The organism is Plantactinospora sp. B24E8, from assembly GCF_039871735.1.
Classification (GTDB): domain Bacteria; phylum Actinomycetota; class Actinomycetes; order Mycobacteriales; family Micromonosporaceae; genus Plantactinospora.
Genome location: NZ_JBDPMH010000018.1, coordinates 108853 through 125971, shown reverse-complemented (window position 1 = coordinate 125971; position 17119 = coordinate 108853). Strand labels below are relative to the sequence as shown.

General features: G+C 67.2%; 20 protein-coding genes. 11 read left to right on the top strand and 9 right to left on the bottom strand.

Features of this window, described 5'->3' with window-relative positions; genetic code table 11:
- Positions 1-254: hypothetical protein (locus ABGB21_RS23885; RefSeq protein ID WP_347679651.1), on the top strand; the 254-nt coding region annotated here is incomplete at its 5' end.
- Between the two features lie 395 nt (positions 255-649).
- On the opposite strand, the gene ABGB21_RS23880 is transcribed toward ABGB21_RS23885, so the two are convergent.
- Positions 650-973 (bottom strand): hypothetical protein, encoded by a 324-nt coding sequence (locus ABGB21_RS23880; protein WP_347679649.1) that lies wholly within the window; start codon positions 971-973, stop codon positions 650-652.
- 679 nt (positions 974-1652) lie between these two features.
- Here ABGB21_RS23880 and ABGB21_RS23875 point away from each other — a divergent pair.
- Both ABGB21_RS23875 and ABGB21_RS23870 read left to right on the top strand, forming a co-directional pair.
- Positions 1653-2144 (top strand): winged helix-turn-helix domain-containing protein, encoded by a 492-nt coding sequence (locus ABGB21_RS23875; protein ID WP_347657528.1) that lies wholly within the window; start codon positions 1653-1655, stop codon positions 2142-2144.
- Positions 2108-2731 carry a transposase gene (locus tag ABGB21_RS23870; protein WP_347679659.1) on the top strand — a complete coding sequence of 208 codons (624 nt, stop codon included), beginning with the start codon at positions 2108-2110 and terminating at the stop codon, positions 2729-2731. Before ABGB21_RS23875 ends, ABGB21_RS23870 begins: the two co-directional genes overlap by 37 nt.
- A gap of 187 nt (positions 2732-2918) precedes the next feature.
- Here the strand turns inward: ABGB21_RS23870 and ABGB21_RS23865 are convergent, their stop codons facing one another.
- From ABGB21_RS23865 to ABGB21_RS23850, 4 genes are read right to left on the bottom strand one after another with little or no spacing between them, the layout of a single operon-like run.
- Positions 2919-3347, bottom strand: a complete 429-nt coding sequence (locus tag ABGB21_RS23865; RefSeq protein ID WP_347679647.1) for a hypothetical protein — start codon at positions 3345-3347, stop codon at positions 2919-2921.
- A complete protein-coding gene (locus ABGB21_RS23860; RefSeq protein WP_347679645.1) occupies positions 3331-3987 on the bottom strand; it encodes a hypothetical protein in 657 nt (218 codons plus the stop codon). The genes ABGB21_RS23865 and ABGB21_RS23860 overlap by 17 nt, the downstream gene beginning before the upstream one ends.
- A complete protein-coding gene (locus ABGB21_RS23855; RefSeq protein ID WP_347679643.1) occupies positions 3984-4244 on the bottom strand; it encodes a hypothetical protein in 261 nt (86 codons plus the stop codon). Before ABGB21_RS23855 ends, ABGB21_RS23860 begins: the two co-directional genes overlap by 4 nt.
- Before the next feature lie 15 nt (positions 4245-4259).
- A complete protein-coding gene (locus tag ABGB21_RS23850) occupies positions 4260-4523 on the bottom strand; it encodes a hypothetical protein (protein ID WP_347679641.1) in 264 nt (87 codons plus the stop codon).
- A gap of 205 nt (positions 4524-4728) precedes the next feature.
- Here ABGB21_RS23850 and ABGB21_RS23845 point away from each other — a divergent pair, with 205 nt between their 5' ends.
- Positions 4729-5691: a nitronate monooxygenase gene (locus ABGB21_RS23845; RefSeq protein ID WP_347679639.1), complete on the top strand. Its 963-nt coding sequence runs from the start codon at positions 4729-4731 to the stop codon at positions 5689-5691.
- A gap of 20 nt (positions 5692-5711) precedes the next feature.
- Here ABGB21_RS23845 and ABGB21_RS23840 read toward each other — a convergent pair whose 3' ends face one another.
- Both ABGB21_RS23840 and ABGB21_RS23835 read right to left on the bottom strand, forming a co-directional pair.
- A complete protein-coding gene (locus ABGB21_RS23840) occupies positions 5712-6782 on the bottom strand; it encodes an IS630 family transposase (RefSeq protein WP_347679657.1) in 1071 nt (356 codons plus the stop codon).
- A gap of 125 nt (positions 6783-6907) precedes the next feature.
- Positions 6908-7165: a GntR family transcriptional regulator gene (locus ABGB21_RS23835; protein ID WP_347679637.1), complete on the bottom strand. Its 258-nt coding sequence runs from the start codon at positions 7163-7165 to the stop codon at positions 6908-6910.
- A 275-nt stretch (positions 7166-7440) separates the two neighbouring features.
- Here ABGB21_RS23835 and ABGB21_RS23830 point away from each other — a divergent pair, with 275 nt between their 5' ends.
- The 5 genes from ABGB21_RS23830 (at position 7441) to ABGB21_RS23810 (ending at position 12853) form a co-directional block, all read left to right on the top strand.
- Positions 7441-7749, top strand: coding sequence for a DivIVA domain-containing protein (locus tag ABGB21_RS23830; protein ID WP_347679655.1), 309 nt, complete (start codon positions 7441-7443; stop codon positions 7747-7749).
- A complete protein-coding gene (locus ABGB21_RS23825) occupies positions 7749-8021 on the top strand; it encodes a hypothetical protein (protein WP_347679635.1) in 273 nt (90 codons plus the stop codon). The genes ABGB21_RS23830 and ABGB21_RS23825 overlap by 1 nt, the downstream gene beginning before the upstream one ends.
- A complete protein-coding gene (locus ABGB21_RS23820; RefSeq protein ID WP_347679633.1) occupies positions 8018-10327 on the top strand; it encodes a hypothetical protein in 2310 nt (769 codons plus the stop codon). The genes ABGB21_RS23825 and ABGB21_RS23820 overlap by 4 nt, the downstream gene beginning before the upstream one ends.
- Before the next feature lie 73 nt (positions 10328-10400).
- On the top strand, positions 10401-10730 hold the full coding sequence (locus ABGB21_RS23815; protein WP_347655993.1) for a hypothetical protein: 330 nt from the start codon (positions 10401-10403) through the stop codon (positions 10728-10730).
- A 704-nt stretch (positions 10731-11434) separates the two neighbouring features.
- Positions 11435-12853, top strand: a complete 1419-nt coding sequence (locus ABGB21_RS23810; RefSeq protein WP_347679631.1) for a WGR domain-containing protein — start codon at positions 11435-11437, stop codon at positions 12851-12853.
- Positions 12854-12923: 70 nt separating this feature from the next.
- Here the strand turns inward: ABGB21_RS23810 and ABGB21_RS23805 are convergent, their stop codons facing one another.
- Both ABGB21_RS23805 and ABGB21_RS23800 read right to left on the bottom strand, forming a co-directional pair.
- Entirely contained in the window at positions 12924-13877 is a 954-nt protein-coding gene (locus ABGB21_RS23805; protein ID WP_347679629.1) for a cyclase family protein, read from the bottom strand.
- 145 nt (positions 13878-14022) lie between these two features.
- Complete coding sequence (locus tag ABGB21_RS23800; protein ID WP_347679627.1) at positions 14023-14754, bottom strand: hypothetical protein; 732 nt, start codon at positions 14752-14754, stop codon at positions 14023-14025.
- A gap of 502 nt (positions 14755-15256) precedes the next feature.
- Between ABGB21_RS23800 and ABGB21_RS23795 the strand changes: the two genes are divergently transcribed.
- The gene (locus tag ABGB21_RS23795) at positions 15257-15541 is read left to right on the top strand and encodes a hypothetical protein (protein ID WP_347679625.1); all 285 of its coding nucleotides are present in this window, start codon (positions 15257-15259) and stop codon (positions 15539-15541) included.
- Between the two features lie 900 nt (positions 15542-16441).
- On the top strand, positions 16442-16804 hold the full coding sequence (locus ABGB21_RS23790; RefSeq protein WP_347679623.1) for a hypothetical protein: 363 nt from the start codon (positions 16442-16444) through the stop codon (positions 16802-16804).
- Positions 16805-17119: the final 315 nt, after the last annotated feature.

The window sequence follows — 17119 nt, the reverse complement described above, 5'->3', positions numbered from 1 at the left end:
GCCTCCAAGCCGGCAAGCCGCTCAAGCAGCTCCACGACGGATGGCGTTCCGGACACCCCACCATGATCCAGACCAGACGGCGCAGGTCAAACCAACCCGCCGACGAGCACCTGATCAGTCACGTCTCAGCTTGTCCACATCTTCCCGCACGCAGTGCATATATAGCCACTTTGCCATCGCTGAACGTCGTTTCGGTATTGCTCCAATTCTCGGGCATATTCTTTGTTTGTGATCGATTGGGCGACGAGATCTGAGCGGAGGCGTCGCGCCGTCCACCATATGAGCACTATAAACGCCAAAAGGCCCACGAGAGACGCGATACTTCCAGCATTTTCTGGTACGAAGTCTACGGCCACGAGGCAGAAGCAAGAGATGATGGAAATGGCAACGACTGCGATAATGATTGTCAAAGCCGAGTGTTGCGGGGGAGGCGACGGTTTGAGCGGTGGCATTATGCGTTCCGCCAGTTGAGAGCGTAGCATGATTCCGTGGGGAACTCTTACAGTGTTTGCGGCCCAGACGAGGGGCAGGGATCGTAGGGGTGCGTACCCGCAACTCGGGCACGGGTCTCCACCGTTAACGTATGCATTGATAATTTGGTCAGCGTTGTTTTGATATTGAACAATTTGATTTGCTTGATTGAAAAAGTTCATGAATTCGCCAGGTTGACCAAAAACTCAACCAGGTTGTAAATATCTGTGGCCGAGCCAGCTGCATTGGCGGCTACTTCTAACCATGAGCGGGTTGTCGGCAGATCGTTGCCAGTCGCGGCATCGTGCGCTCGAGTCAGCGCCGAGGTGACTGGGGCGCGTAACTCCGGATTGCCGGTGGTGAACTCAATCTTTTTTATTGCCTCCGCTATGCGCTCGGCGAGTTCGAGCAATGCTGGAGAGCCGGCCTGGTCGTTGATAATCGTTTCCGCGTTTTGTTGAGTCCCGTAAACGCTTTGGTTTGACTGATTAAAAACGGCCAACGCTCTCACTTTCCTTTCGCATCACGAGACAATGATTGCGCAAGTGCATAATTCTCTCATGTTTACGCATGGCGACTGACGTTGTGTCGGCCATCCGACAACGACAACCGAGATGCTCTTAACGATCTGACGTGGTCGCGGCTCGTGTTAGCGGGCGCCGCGGGGGAGATCGAGCCAATTTAATCGTGGGTAGCGGGCGTCCTCGGGAGCTTGAAGGACGAGGATGGCCCGGGCGATCGGGGCGGCGCGGCGTGGGCGGTAGCGTAGCTTGTGTTAGCATTTTTAGGCCCTAAGCGCGCCGATCGCCAATCAGTTCGATCAGGCGGGCCAGGCTTCGGGTGGACAGCGGGATGCTGGCGGGATAGGTCAGCAACGAAGCTCCCGTTCTGGGCGGTCGTTCTTGGTCGACCGCTGTCCTACCGGGAGCCTCGTCATATCTGCGGCAACGACACGCCGCCGCGTACCTGCTCAGGCCCCCCTTCATCACGATGACAATGACTCTGTCTTGGGCCACGCGGAGACGCCATTGCCGTGGTGCTGTATAAAGGCCTTCAGATTGCAGATTTAACACCTCGTAGCGGTCAGGCCTACAGCGGTTGAATGGCTGGGGTCTGGTCCGGTCGATCACATGTGACCAACCACTATGGACGGCAGGTCGGCGTCGATCTATACCTGGGGTGTGAGGTACGCCGATAGTGGTGGCCTGTCCGCTGCGGGACGGGCCAAGCGGGAACAGGTACGGATGCAGGCCGCGCGGATGTTCGCCGTGGATGTGCCGGCGGCGCAGGTCGCGGCCCGGTTGCGGGTGTCGACGAAGTCGGTCTACCAGTGGCGGCGCCGCTGGCGCGCGGGTGGGATGACCGCCCTGGCCTCGACCGGGCCGGGTGGAAACGTCTCCCGGCTCTCACCGGACCAGGTGTTGCGGCTGCGGGCTGAGTTGGACCTCGGCCCGGCCGCGCACGGCTGGACCGAGGACCAGCGGTGGACCCTGGCCCGGGTCGCCACCCTGATCGGCCGGCTGTTCCACGTCTCCTACACCCTGCGTGGCGTGTCCTATCTGCTGCACCGCATCGGCTACACCCCGCAGGTACCCAAACACCGGGCCGTCCAACGCGACGGGGACGCGATCGCCGACTGGCGGGCCACCACCTGGGCCAAGGTACGAGGCTAGCGGCGACGACCGGAGCGTGGATCCTCTTCGAGGACGAGGCCGGACAGACCCTACGCCCGCCCAGGGCCCGTACCTGGGCCCGCCGTGGACACACTCCCGTCGTCCGGGTGTCGGGTAGAGGCTCGGGCCGGGTCTCGATCGCCGGACTGATCGCCTACAAGCCCGGCCAGCGCGGCCACGTCTTCTACCGCCTGCGTGTCCACCGCCAGCGCAGAGGCGAGCGCCGCAGCCTGTCCGAGGACGACTACGCCACCCTGATCACCGCCGCGCACCACCAACTCCACGCCCCGATCATCCTGATCTGGGACGGAGTCAATACCCACACCAGCACGGCGATGCGGCAACTCATCGCCGCCCGCCACCGTTGGCTGACCGTGGTACAGCTACCCGCGTACGCCCCCGACCTCAACCCCGTCGAGGGCCTGTGGTCAACGATGAAGTCCAGCCTGGGCAACCTCACCGTCGACGGCGTAGACCACCTCGCCGCGATCATCCGCAACCGACTCAAACGCATCCAGTACCGACCCGACCTGATCCCCGGCTTCCTCGCCCAGACCGGACTCAGCCTCGAACCGGAACCGTCATGACCGCGACAGACCCCAGACTTTCAACCGCTGTAGCGTAGATCTGTCGGTTGTCGCTCCAGCAGTGGTGTCAAACCAGTCGCACCCTGCTGGACCATGTGCGGTTTTGCGTGCAGCGGTGTGGCGAGGTTGACCTGGTTCGCGGGCGTCGCGAGGGGACGGACGCCAGCCGCCAACTGCGAGGACGTTTTCAGCGGCGAGCGGCCAGCTCTACCGCCTCGGTAAGAACTCCGTCGAGGTCTTCGTCGGAGATGGGCTCATCGGTGAGCACTTTGTAGACGACGGCGGCCTGGATCTTTCCGATCATCGTCGGTTCGATGTCGTAGTCGGCCTCCGGGTCGATGTTTGCCCAGATGAGCGCCTCCGCGTCCTCGGCGTTGATGTCAGGGCCGCCGTCAGCCAGCCCAGCGCGTAGATCTGCCACGAACTTGATCACGTCGGCCGGCGTCGCGTCCTCGCCGAAGCGGCGGTCGACGGCGAGGAAAAACAGCGACGCGAGGTAGCGGGGGAACCCATCCCAGCCTTCGTTGTCGAGCTGCGCTTGGATCCGGTCGTGGGCCTCGTTGTCGCCGCGTACCAGGGTCCGGATGTACATGGACAGCTCAGGCTTGATCGTCATCTGCTTTCTTTCTCTCTCGTCGCTTCTTGATGTGGTCCCATGTCGACTTGGCGGCGACGGCGATGGCTCCGGTCGCGACGATGGCGGCGGTGACCGGATTGTCGATCTGCGGGCGCTCCTGGGCTGGGGCGGGTTTTGGGGCAGTAGTGCCGGTCGAGGTGGCGCCGGGTGGGCTCTGCTGCTGCCGGAAGTAGCTGAGGACCGCCTTCCCGCCGTCCTCGACCTGCTTCAACGTGGACTCGGTGTCCTCGGCCTTTTGCAGCTGCTTGCGCCAGATCATGTCGGCCTTACGCCCACGTCGTTCGGCCTCGCTCAGCAGGCGCTCGCCGGACGGCATCTCTGCCTCTGATACGTCCGAGTCTTGGGCAGACCCCGGGGCGATTTTGTTGATGTAGGCCGTGAAGCGGGTCCGCGCTTCGGTCAGCAGGCGGGCGAGCCTTGCCGCCTTCTCGCTTGCGGTACTGATATCGGCAAGGGCTTGTTGTAGTTGTGGGTGGTCGCTACCTGACGCAGCCTCGGCGTACCGGCCGTGGGCCTCCTCGGCATCCGCTTGGGCGCGGGTGGCGGTAATCGCGGCGGCGGCGAGACGCTCGCGCACGTGGAGGAGTTGCGCCACGACCTCGGCGACCGATGCGGTCATCCGATCGTGCCCAGATAGGCGTTCGCGTGGTCGACGGCAGCGTCGACACGGCGGACCGTCAACTCGGTCTCGCGATGGAATCCGGCGAGTATCTCCAGGCCAGCCTGGGCGTCCTGATCTTGGCTGTCGTGGATGGTGATGCGCGCATACGCCTCCGTGGCGGCGACCTCACTATCCAGCTGCTCCAAGGTTGCCCTGCCTGACTTCGCGACCTGGTTACCGTCCTGGATCGTACGCTTGACCTCGTCGATGTTCATCGTGCGATGCCGGGATCAGCCGAGCACGCTGACGTATTCGCGGGCTGCGGCGGCGCTGCCCTGGATCATGGTGGCCGCCTCGGCCAGGCGCTGCTTGGTCTGCTCGGCGCGCTGGATAGCCTCGGCGACCTTCGGATGCCCGGTGCCGGCGGCGACGGCCCGGAGACGAGTGAGCACCTGCTCGGTCTGCTCGGAGGCGGCGCGAATCTGGTTCAGGCTGCTCGATCCCTGCTCGGCGGCTTGGATGAGCGCTGCCTTGACTTCCTCGATGCTGGCCATTCGGTCCTCCCCGGTTACCGGCCATGCTGACGCACGCGGTTTCGACGCGCCTGCCCACGAGGCGAGGCATCGCCAGTGCGTGGTTGGTCGGACACTATCCGAGATGGTCAAGGTGTGCAGCCCCTGGTTGACGCGGTCGGAAGATCGCGGAGTCCGGTCCGGAGCCGTGCTGTCAGATCCAACGAGACAAGGCGATGATGCGAGCATGGCGTTGTCGACGGAGTTCACGGAGTTGTTCGGGATACGGCACCCGATCGCCCTGGCCCCGATGGGCGGGTCGGCCGGTGGTGCCCTGGCGGCGGCTGTCGCCAGCAGTGGTGGCCTCGGAATGCTCGGTGCGGCCTTCGGAGATCGGGAGTGGCTGGATCGTGAGGCGCGGATCGTCGCTTCGCGTACCGATCAGCCGTGGGGCGTCGGCTTCCTGACCTGGGGGATCGACGTCGGTGCGGTCGCGTGTGCATTGGAGTACGGTCCCCACGCGGTCATGTTGTCATTCGGCGACCCGAGCCCGTACGTGGAACTTGTCCGCGAAGCGGAGGCCGTCCTGATCATCCAGGTCACCGATCTGGAGGAGGCCAGGCAGGCCGTGGACCTAGGCGCCGATGTCATTGTGGCGCAAGGCACCGAGGCCGGTGGCCATGGTGCCCGGCGGGGTCGGTCCACACTGCCGTTCGTACCCGTGGTGGTGGATCTCGCGGCCCCGGTGCCGGTGTTGGCGGCCGGTGGCATCGCCGACGGGCGCGGCCTCGCCGCAGCCCTGGCCCTGGGTGCTGCCGGCGCCCTGATCGGCACCCGCTTCCAGGCCACCACAGAGGCCCTGGTTGACCCCATGATCACCAAGGCAATCGTCGAAGGGCGAGGGGACGACACCGAGCGCAACACCGTGCTCGACATCGCTCGCGGATCGCGATGGCCGTCGAAGTACCCCGCGCGCACCCTCGGCCATCCCTACCTGGACCGGTGGCGCGGCCGTGAGGCCGAACTCGTCGCAGACCCTCAGGTGCGGGAGGACTACCAGAACGACGTGGCACGAGGCGTGATACCCCCACTGCCGGTCTGGGCCGGCGAAGCCGTCGACCTCATCACCGATCTGCCGTCGGCAGCCGACCTTGTTACCACCCTGGCCAACCAGGCGGAGATCGCCCTGGCCAGAGCCGGAAGGCGCTGACCAAGAGCTAGTGTTCTGTCTCAGTTTTGAGTAGTCGCTTGTTGGAGGGCTACTCGTCCACGTCGGACCTTGGCCAGGATCGATTCGGCGGTGGCGGTCCAGACGAATGGTTTCGGGTCGTCGTTGTGCACGCGTAGGTAGTCCTCGATCGCGGTGACGAGGTCGTCCACGCTGTGGAACACCCCGCGGCGGATCATCTTGTCGGTCAGTTCGGCGAACCAGCGCTCGACCATGTTCAGCCAGGACGAGCTGGTCGGGGTGAAGTGCAGGTGGAAGCGGGGATGCTTGGCCAGCCATGCCTTGACGTTCGGGTGGGTGTGGGTGCCGTAGTTGTCGACGATCAGGTGGATCTGCAACGTGCGGGGCACCGTGGTGTCGATCGTGCGCAGGAACCGCAGGAACTCGTCGTGCCGGTGCCGGGCGAAGCACTTACCGATGACCTTGCCGGTCAGCACGCCCAGCGCCGCGAACAGGGTCGTGGTGCCGTGGCGCTTGTAGTCGTGAGTCATCGTGCCGGCCCGACCGGGCTTGAGCGGCAGGCTCGGCTGGGTACGGTCCAGTGCCTGGATCTGCGATTTCTCGTCCATGCACAACACGACGGCTTTGTCCGGCGGGTTCAGGTACAGGCCCACGACGTCGACGAGTTTCTCCTCGAACCGCTTGTCGTTGGACAGCTTGAACGTCTCCACCAGGTGCGGCTTGAGACCGCGGGCGTCCCACACCCGCTGCACCGTCGCCGGGCTCACGCCGACCTTGGCCGCCATCGACCGGCACGACCAGTGCGTCGCCCCCTGCGGCTTCGAGTGCAGCGTCAACTCCACAATCTCATCGATCGTGGCCTGCGGAATCGACGCCTTACGGCCACGACCCGGCGCGACCTTGCCCAGATCGGCGAGCCCACGCTCGGCGAACTCGGACCGCCATGCCCGCACCGTCATCCGGGTCACCCCGGCCAGCGCCGCGTTGTCGGCGTTGGACATCCCGTCCGCAGCGTGCAGCAGCACCTGCGCCCGCTGCACCAGCCGATGCGCGACCGTACGCGACTTCGCAAGAGACTCCAGCAGTTCCCGCTGGCCGGGTTCGAGCACCAGTGGTGCGGCAGCACGTGTCACGTCTCGAGTCTACTCCAATGACTAGCTATTTACGAGACAGAACACTAGGTCAGACGGGTACGGCTGGCGGCCTGCACTATCGACCGAATGCAGCTGGGTTTGGACTACCCGCCGGCCCGGCGGACGTAGGTGCCGCGCTGGGGTACGACGTACAACACGCCCTGTTCGACCAGGAGTGCGATCGCACGCCGGACGGTCGCGCGGGCGATGCCGTACTGCTGGACGAGTTGCTGCTCGCTCGGGATGGCGCGGTCGGGCTGCCAGTCTCCGCGCTTGATCCGGGCGGTGAGGATCGCCGCGAGCTGCTTGTACGGCGCGAGCGGGGCGCCGTGATCGATCTCGTCGTCCGGGCCGAGGTCCATAGCGTCGACGATAGAAGTCTCCAGATAGCGCAAAACGTCCTTCTACGTATGCAGACGTAGGTAGACCAGTTGAGGTAACGTCCCCTCGGCAGGGGCGGTCGGCTTGTACGGGTTGTCCGTCCCGGCCCCGAGTCACGCCCTGCTGCCGTACTCGCCGCTGGTGGCTGCGGTGGTGGGGCGGGGTGACCCCGGTCCGGCCGAATACACGACTGACCAGAACGGGCCGGGGTCGCCCGTCCATGTCCTGATCCACGACGCGGAAGTTGGTGAAGGTTGTGCGGGTGCTGCTGTTACGACGACTGAGAAGGGATCGGCGGCGGCTCGGGTCGGCGTACCGGTCGGAGACGTACCGGCCGCTGTGGCCGTCGCAGGTGCGGGCCCGGCGGTTCACCCCGGTCGGCTTCGGGCGGCGGGGCGTCGACCCGGACGAGGTGGCCCAGTTCCTCGACCAGGTGGCCGGTGACCTGGCGCGGGCGTACACCGAGTTGGCGAGTGTCCGGGAGCAGAACGCCCGGATCAAGGACGCGTTGCGCCGCTGGCAGTCCCGGCAGGCGCCGACCGCCCGCGAGTTGGCGGGGCGCTGATGACGGACCGGTACGTCGTACACGTGCCCTTCACCGCGTCGGATCCGACCGCGGCCCGGCGGTTCGCCCGGACGGCGGCCCGGACCCTCGACCGACTGCCGCAGGTTGACGTTGCCGAGGCGACCGTCTCGGCCGAGGACAACCAGGGCGTGCAGTCCCGCCTCTTCTGCGACCGACTCCTGTCCGGCGGCCGACGCTGCGTGCTGCGCGCCAAACACGAGACACCCTGCGGAACCGTCGAGTCGGAGCCGGACACGGAGGCGGGTCCGTGACCGCCACCGTGCCGGACGGACCACCGGTGATGTTGTGCCGCGAGTGTGACGGGATGAGTTTCCGCCTCGTCCGCTGCCGCTGCACCTACTACGGCAACCTACTGCTGGTCAGGGACGAGGACCGGGCGCCGGGGGAGCCGTACCACAACTGCCTGGAGTGCGACGGGGTCGGCACCGTCGGCCGGCCGTGCCACGACTGCCGGCAGACCGGCCGGCGACGCGCCCAGCTTGTCCTGACCGTGGCGAACCTTGACACCGGGGCGGTGGCCTCGGCGAACGTCGTACCCGGGGTGGTGGAACCGGCGCGCGGACCCGACGCCGACCCGGGCTGGTATCTGCCGCTCGCCCCGCTGCTGCGCGACCTGGCCGCCCGGGTCGGCGCCACCTCCTGGACCGACGTGAACGGGTCCGGCTCGCCGGACGGGCCGCTGGTCATGTTGCCGAAGCAGTGGCGGCCGGACCTGCCCGCCTCCGACCGGAAGGTGCTGGAGGCGGACGCGATCGCCCGCCGGTCCAATGATCCGTGGCGGCTCTACCTCGGCCGCATGACAGCCGAACCACCCCGCGACCCGGCCGCCGAGCTGGCCCGACTCTGCCGGCTCGCCGACCTGCTCTGCCTCGACCTCGTGATTGAGGCCCGCCGTGTCGAGGCCCGCCGTGTCGAGGCCCGCCGTGTCGAGGCCCGTCCTGTCGAGGCCCGCACTGTCGGGGCGCGCCGGGTCGATGGCCGTCCCGTCGACGCCGGCCGGATGCAGACCGGGGACGACCTGACCTGGCACCTGCGGTACGAGGTCGCCGGTGGACCCGTCCCGACCGAAGTGCGCTGCCACGCCGACGATCTCACCGCCGCGATCACCGGCACCAGCGACCTGGACGCCTGCTACGGTCTGGAGGAGCGGGGTCGGACCGCACCCGCCCACCATCTGACCATCGGTTACCGGCCACCGGCCGAACCGCCGGACATCGACCTCGACCAGCTCGAACGGCGGATCCTAGCCGACTGTGTCGACGTCTCCACCGGCACGCCGACCGCCGGGGCGCAGGCGATCTGGCGCGACGGCCGCTGGTGGCACACCAGCCTCCAGATCGCCGACACCACCGAGACGCTCAGCGAATCGCCGACCGGCCAGATCCACCAACGGAGTCGAATCATTGTCGAGCGCGGCTGGCAGCCGCCGGCCCCGTCGTGGCAGGGCCGCCCCGTCCCGTACGTCGAGTGTCCCGACTGCGACCCGACAAGTCGACTCCGCCGCTGCCACTGCCTGCTCGGCACCGGAGTCGCCGAGCCCGACTGTCCACGGTGTGCCGGCGCCGGCCGTGCCCCGTCACCGTTCCGCTGCGACACCTGCGGCGGCAGCCGTCGGCTGTACCGGGACGTGACCATCATCCTGACCGACCTGAGCAGCCGCGTCGTCCACCTGAACTGGCGGGTCGACGAGGCCGGCTGGCTGGCCAGCGGGCTCACCCTGCAACTGGACGACTCGAAGCGGCCGGTGGGGGAGCATGCCTGGCAGCTCGGCGACCGGGTGCTGGCCCCGCACGTCGCCACCCACCCGGGCGGCAAACCGCTGCACCAGCTCCCCGCCCAGTTCCGGCTCGGGAAGCGGGCCGGCGACTTCGGCGTACGCCCCGACGACCTCACCGAACTCGACGGCGGCGCCGACCTCGACCACAACCTGCGACACGGCACCGTCACCCTGCACCGGGCCGGGGACGACCCACTCACCGAGTACGTCTCCAACGCCGCCCGGGGCCGGCCCGCTGCCCGGCTGTTCGTGCTCGCCCGCCGACCCGACGTACCGCCGCTGGCACACCTGATAAGGCTCGCCCTCGGACTGCGGCTGGCGGCCACGGTCACGATCGTCGACCATGTGCACAACGCCGGCGACCTGCGGCTCATCCAGGGCGAACGCTGGGACGTCAGCATCGGTGCACCCGGTGGCACGATCGTCCCGGCCGACCCGCCCTCCCGGTCCACCCCGGAGGCCGCGACCGCCTTCTGCCTCGACTATCTCGAACTGGTCATCGCTGGTGCGGTACCCGACGACCCGATCGAGCCGATCCCGGTGCCGCAGTGTCCGACGCCGATCGTTGTCGACGACCCGGTGCCGCTGCTGCGTCGACTCGCCCGGCACCACGCCGGCCAGCCCGTCGCCGCCCACTACACCGGTGACACCTGCCAGCTCATGCTCCGCGAACGCGACGGCGTACGCCCCCTCGCCACCGCCGCCACCCTCGCCGCCGCAGTCGGTGCCCTCGGCCTCCTGTCCCGGCACGGCGAGAGTGACGAGCGGGGCAAGGGCTGAGCGGGCGTCGCGGGTGGCTTCCGGGCGGCATCGGCACCATGGCACAACAGCTTGACCACAGGAGTGCGCAAAGATGCGGGTGCTGCTTGACGAGGCCGACTTCAACGACGACGACCGGCTCACCTACCGTGGCAAACTCTTCACCGGCGTCGCCGTCGAGGTCGACTCGGAGGGAGTGCTCCTGGCAGAGTCCACCTATCGCAACGGTGTGCAGGACGGCCCCGAGCGTACCTTTCACGAGGACGGAAGCGTCCGGACGGAGGACACGTACCGCTTCGGCATCCTCGTCGAGTCCCGCGAGTGGCACCGCAACGGCCGGCTCGCCTGCGAGTTGCGAAACGACGCGTTCGGCCGTCGGTTGACCGAACAACGGTGGGCAGAAGACGGTACTCCCGAGGGTTGAGATCTCGGCAGGCGCGGTCGCACTGTACGCCGCTTCGAACAGAGTCGGCGTAGGCAGGACAGTCAATGCGCTGGCGAGCGGCGAGAGAGGAGAGAACCTCACCGCCCGTCAGTGCCAGCGCGACGCCCGTGCCGACGCCGGGCGCCGCCGCGGCCCCGCCGACCGCCGCACCCGTACCGGTCAGGGCGCTGACGTACATCCGCTCCAGGTTGCGGATCACCCCTGCCGGCGTCGCCTCCGGCTTCCGCTGGCGGGCCCGGGCGATGTGCTTGCGCACGAGCGGGGTCTGCAGGGCGATCGCCTTGTCCAGGAGGTCGAGGACCCGCTGCCCGGGCGCAGCCGCATCCGGAACCGGTGCGTCCAAACCGTCTGTTGTCATGCCCCGAACTCCTTCAGGTCGTCAGGTCCCCACCGACTCGCCGCCCGACCCGTAGGTTGACCAGCCTGCGCCGTGGGCGTGCACGCGCCGTCCAGGTCGGATCGCGGTCAGCACAGGTTGCGTCGTGGTACGCGGCCGTCGTCAGATCTGAAGTGGCATCCAAACCGTGCGAACTCACACGCGGCAACCACTGATCGGCCTGCCCGTACCGCCGGCCGGACGAGTTTGTCGGGGGCGGTGGATACGGTGCGACCGTCGATGCGCCGGTGACCGGCGCCGACCATCTGCCACCCTCGCCCTGCCCCCTCGCCGGAAGGTTCCGCCGATGCCTCAGGAGACGACGTACCTCGAGCTGTCCGAAGACAACGGCAGCGCGCACAAGTTCTACGAGGTGACCGTCGACGACGCCCAGCTGACCGTCCGGTACGGCCGGATCGGGGACACCGGCCAGGTCAAGAGCAAGACGTTCCCGGACAACCAGCGGGCCCGGGCCGAGGCGTCCAAGAAGATCGGCGAAAAGGTCCGCAAGGGGTACGCCCCGGCCACGCCCGGCGTACGCCAAAAGCGCAGTGTGTCGCGTCGGCAGATCGTCAGCACCCGGTCCACCGCGCGTACCGCGCCGGTACTGTGGCGGTACCGCTCCGGCGCCCCGGCGTTCGGCATCTTCGTCGACGACGAGCGGTGCATGGTCGGCAACGAGAGCGGGCTGATCACCACGCTGAGCCACAGCGGTCAGGTGATGCAGCAGTTCGGCCTGCCGGACGGGGTGAAGTGCATCGTCGCCGACGACGACTGGCTCTACGCCGGCTGCGACGACGGCAACGTCTACGACCTCTCCGGCAAGGTGCCCCAGTTGGCGTACCGGATCGCCCCGGACATCGACATCTACTGGCTGGACATCCACGACGGCGTGCTGGGCGTCTCGGACGCGGGCGGTGGCATCGCCGCGATCGACCACGAGGACGAGTTCCTCTGGCGGCGGCAGGGCAACGGCACCTCCGGTTGGATGGTGCGCTGCGACGCCGACGCCGTACACCACGGTCACTCGCGCGGGGTGACCAGCTACGACTGGCGTACCGGTCGGGAGGTCTGGCACCAGCCCACCGGCGCGGTGCTGTTCGGCTGGCAGGAGCCCGGCATGCTGTACGCCGGCACCGCCACCCGCCAGGTCGTCCGGCTCGGCAAGGACGGCCGGTCGGAGCGGACCTACCGCTGCGACGCCCCGGTCTACTCGTGCGCCACCGCCGAGAACGGCCGGTACGTCTTCGCCGGCGACAGCCACTCCTCGATCTACTGCTTCGACGCGGCCGGCAACCGGCTCTGGAAGCTCGGCACCGGCTGCGGGTCGGCGTACTCGATGCAGTACCACCAGGAGCGGCTCTACATCGTCACCACCGACGGCTCACTGGCCTGCATAGACGCCAGCGAGACGGCGATCCGCGCCGCCGAGCAGGGCACCGTGCCCGACGTGGTCGACGTCAAGGCACCGCCGATGCGGGCCGTCGTGCCGTCGACCACCGTCGAGGTGACCAGTGACCGGGGCGGCGGTGTGGTGGTGGAGTGTGTCGAGGTCGGCGGCCGGCTGCGGGTGCACGTCGTCTCCGGCGGCTACCGGTCGGACTGGTCGGTGCAGTTCCCGAAGGGCATCCGCCAGCCGGGCGTGCGGTACCTGGTCACCGAGGTACGCGAGTCGGGCCGGGGCGGCTTCTACCGCGCGTACGGCGACATCCGCCGCCTGGTCTGACCCGGTTCGATTCGGCCACCGGCGGTGGCAAGGTGTTCCGGGCCGGAGCCACGTTCTGAGTCGCGCCCGCTCAGAACGTGGCGATCGGGTTGACCGGGCTGCCGGACGTACCGGCGAAGCGGACCGGCGCGACCGCGAGCTGGAAGTCCCACTGGCCGAGCTCGGCAGCCGCCGTCGCACACGCCTCCAGGTCGCAGTTGTCGAGCAGCCACAGACCCATCGCGACGAGACCCACGGCGTGCACCGGCATCAACACGTCGTCGTACCCCGACGGCTGAACGTCCTGAGGGGTGTCGGCGCCGATCAGCGCGACCTCCCGGTCATACAGCCACGGCAGGCAGGACGCGTGCCAACCGGCCTGGGTGACACCGCCGGCCGCACCCGCCTCGTGCCGGACGCGACCGTGACCGGTCCGCAGGAGTACCGCGTCGCCGGACCGCACCCGCACACCCTGGCGACGCTCGGCCTCCTCGAGATCGTCGGGAAACACCGGCTGCCCCGGCTCCAACCACGGCACATCACGGACCCTCGCGATGTCCAGCAGGACACCGCGGGTGACGATCCCGTTCGCCGCCGCGGTGACGGCCGCCCACCCCGACCCTGTCCCGGCGTCGACCAACGCGTGGGACCGTCCGTTGTACAGCATGCCGTCCCAGAAGATGTGGCACGGCGAGTCGACGTGGGTGACGGTGTTGCCGTGGAAGGTGATGCCGAGCCGCTCGGACGAGAAGCCCCAGCGCCGGTCGGCGTGGAAGACGGGCGGCATCTGCTCGGCACCCGGCATGTCGGCGGCGCACGGGAACGTCGTCGTCGACCGTTCCATCTCTTCCGGTACGCCAACCTCCCACGCGCACGACACGCTCCTGCCGTGGCGTACGGCCCGTGCCGCCGCCAGCCGGACGTCGTCGGTGATGTGGTTCAGGGTCCCGAGCTCGTCGTCGTCGCCCCAGCGTCCCCAGTTCGACAGCGTGTCGAAATAGCCGAGCACGTCGTCCTGGGTGGGCATCGGTCGCCTGGCCGTCATCGCAGCATCGACTCCTTCGGCCCCGCGCCTCAACGTACCGCGGGCAGACTATCCCGTGCTGCTCGACCAGGGCGTGTTCGGAACGGGACACGTGCCTACGAACTGTGCGATGACAGGTAGCGACAGTGGTGACCGGGACGCGTGTTCACTGCCCCGCACGGAGGCGTTCGACAGCCTTCGTCGCCAGCTGGCGTAACTTCGGCTCGTCGCCGCTGGCGTTTTCCCAGCCCAGGTCGGCGAGAACAGTGACGTGGTCGCCGACCCGGGCGATCACCGTCGGTGTGGTCACCACGTGCGCCTCGTCGCCGTAGCTGAACCGTTCGGAGACCCGGACGAGGAGCGACTCGTCGCCGGCGATCCCGGTCCCGGCCACCTCCCACCGGAGCTGTCCGGATTCGAGGTTGCCGGGGCAGCCGCGTACCGCCTCGGCGATCTCGTCGAACGCGGCTTCCGCGTGGCCGGGGTGCAGACCGACGTACTGCAGCACCACGTGCGGGGTGTAGCCATCGGCCGGGCTGACGTACGCCCGCATGGCGACGGCGGCGGTCCGGGTCCGGTCGCTCGGATAGCGCGCGCCACACGGCCGGGCCGGTCGCAGGTGCGCACTCTCGCCCTCCGGCACCGGTTCGAGTTTCGCGCCGTGGAGATCGGCGGGTTGCAGCAGCAACGAACCGGCGATCACGTCCGAGGTCGGCGACGGCGACGAACGGGTCGGTGAGGTCGCCGATGCCGGGGACGTCGCGGTGGTACCGGTGGCAGGCGCCGTCGGAGGGCCACCGGTGGCGACCGGATCGGCGCCACCGTCGGTCGTACAGCCGGTCAGCAGAACGAGGCCCACCGCCACCGCGACCGGGGCCTGCAGACGAGTACGGCGCACCGCGTCCTCCGTCCTAATTCGGACTCTTCGCAACGAACTACCCTACCGCTCTCGGCGGCAAACAGCCGGTAACCACGGACGGCGGCGTCCAGATGTCGAGGCGTCTCGGCGATGTCAGGATCGTCGGCGCCTGGAAGGATGCACGGCGGCGGAACCGATTGGCAGATGTCTCGACCGTGCTGGGGGTCAAGCTGACGTCGATGGCGATGGTGGGCATGCGTCGTTCCGGCGCGGCGAGAGCGGTGTGGCGGTGGTTCCGTCCAGGCGCCCGTGGCCATCCGGTCGACGGCGCCGCACGGGGTGGTGGACGCCCGGGCCGGAGAAACCGGACCGGGTTCCGGATGGTCGGTGGCTCGACCTCTGATCGCCGAGGTGGTCTCGGCTGGTCTGGCCATCAGATGGGCGCTCAACGCCGGGACGAAGGGGCGTACTCGGATTTCATGGCCCGGGATCGGTTCAGACATGATTCCGATCCGGTCATGGTGGGACCGACGAGGTCGCGATGAACCATGACGTACTTCGTCGCGAGGCAGACGGTATCGCTCGTGACTTCATCGGCTTCCTGTCCGCCGTGCCGGATTCGGGCGTCGCTCCGGTCGATCCGGAAGAATTCCGGGCGATGGTCTGGGCTGGAGAAGCGAAGCTGGGGACCGAGACGTTGTGTGAGCAGCTCGAGGAGAACCACGCGGCGCTACCGCCCTGGCTTGTGGGAAGAATCCGTCGGTTCGGCGAGCAGGCTGGCGTCGACATTTCCTACCTGAACCGGATCCCGATCGAGCCGACGTGAGCGAGCTGAGGGTCGGTCTGGCGCTGGAGTTCACGGAAGGGTGCGACGGGAAGGAATCGTGTGATGAAGGATTTCGACGTGGCGAACTCTTCGAACACCGTCGAGCGCGCGAGGTGCGTGCCCGGCAACATTGCGGACCGGTGGTGTACAAACTTCGGTCGGTGGCTGTCTCGGTGTGCTTCGTTGCTTTGGCCCGCGTCTCATTCCCCGTTTTCGAAACGTTGTACAGCTTCTATCCGGGCACCGGATCGATTCGGCCCAGCGGCTCCCCTGAGCGTACCGTTCAGTCGTGGATCGACGACTGCCGACAAGTGGGTCCGGTGAGCAGGCGCGGGCGCGGGTACTGGTGGGCGTGTTATGGACGGTTGGAATCCGCTGGTAATCAGAGGGAGGTCGTGGTCGGCCGGTCCACTGTGAATCCGGCGAGCGTCGAGTCGCTTGTGGAACTACGCGGGACATGTCCGGACGGCCCGGACTCGGAATGCCGGTACGGTCGGTCGATGAATTTTCTTTGGCAATTCTACGTCGAGTCTGTATACATGCTGAGTCGGGCGTTGATTATTGTTCTTCTCCTATGCTTTCTCGGATCTCTCTTGTGGGGGGGGTGCTGGGTGCGCCTCGCTACTTTGCCGTCCTGGCCCCGGTGGCCCCGGTGACGGGTGCGTGCGTCCTTCTTTCGTCTGGAGGTGATGGATCTCCTATGCGGGTTGAACCCGCTTGATTTGATGGTTGGCCTGATCCTTTGATGATTTGGAGAATGTGTTGATGTCGACGGTAGACGCGTACGTGGATGACGTTCGGGCCCGACTGGCTGGTGACGGTTGTGCCGTGACCGACGAGATTATGGGGTCGATGCCCGTTCTGGTCGGTTACAAGGCGCAGATGCGTGCGCTGTAGCGGATGCATGTTTTTGTTGTCGTCGCCAAGGCGGATCGTGTTGGCGAGGCTGACCTGGACGCGTTCGTCAAGGCGGCGGTGAACCTTGCAGTGGAGCGTAAGGGGAACTGGCGGGGCATGCAGTCGGGACTCATCGTGCTGCCCGTGCTGGTCTCGACGGCTGCGGATGCTGGCGCGGTGGCTCTGACCAACAAGGCGTACCGGCTCAACAGCGGCGGATTTGCGGTCATCGCACAGCCGGCGATCGTGGACGTCGGTGAGGGCAAGGTATGGACGTTCCGGGGTACCAGGATCTGGGGCTACGCCTTCAACTCGCTGATCAAGCAGAAGTATGTCGCGTACCTGCCGGAGCCGGTCTCCGGTTGACAGGTGTTCTCCGCACCGGCCGGCGAGCGGGTGCGGAGCGGCTGCCCGCACCGGGAACACGGTGACGGTGCGGGCATAGCCGATCGTCGGCCGGCACGCGCTCGTCGAGCAGCACAGATCCGTGACGTACATCATTTCATCGAGAACTTTAGATGTATTTCGATGACGCTAGGTAGTTTGTTGAGGCTGATCGAGTGAGTAAATCGAGGAATATCGATAGGATTGATCTCGATTGACGGCGGCGATGTTGCACCGCGTTGATGCGGGACTGCGGAGAGTGGGAGTGGGTGTCTAGTCTTCCTGCCACTGTTTCTT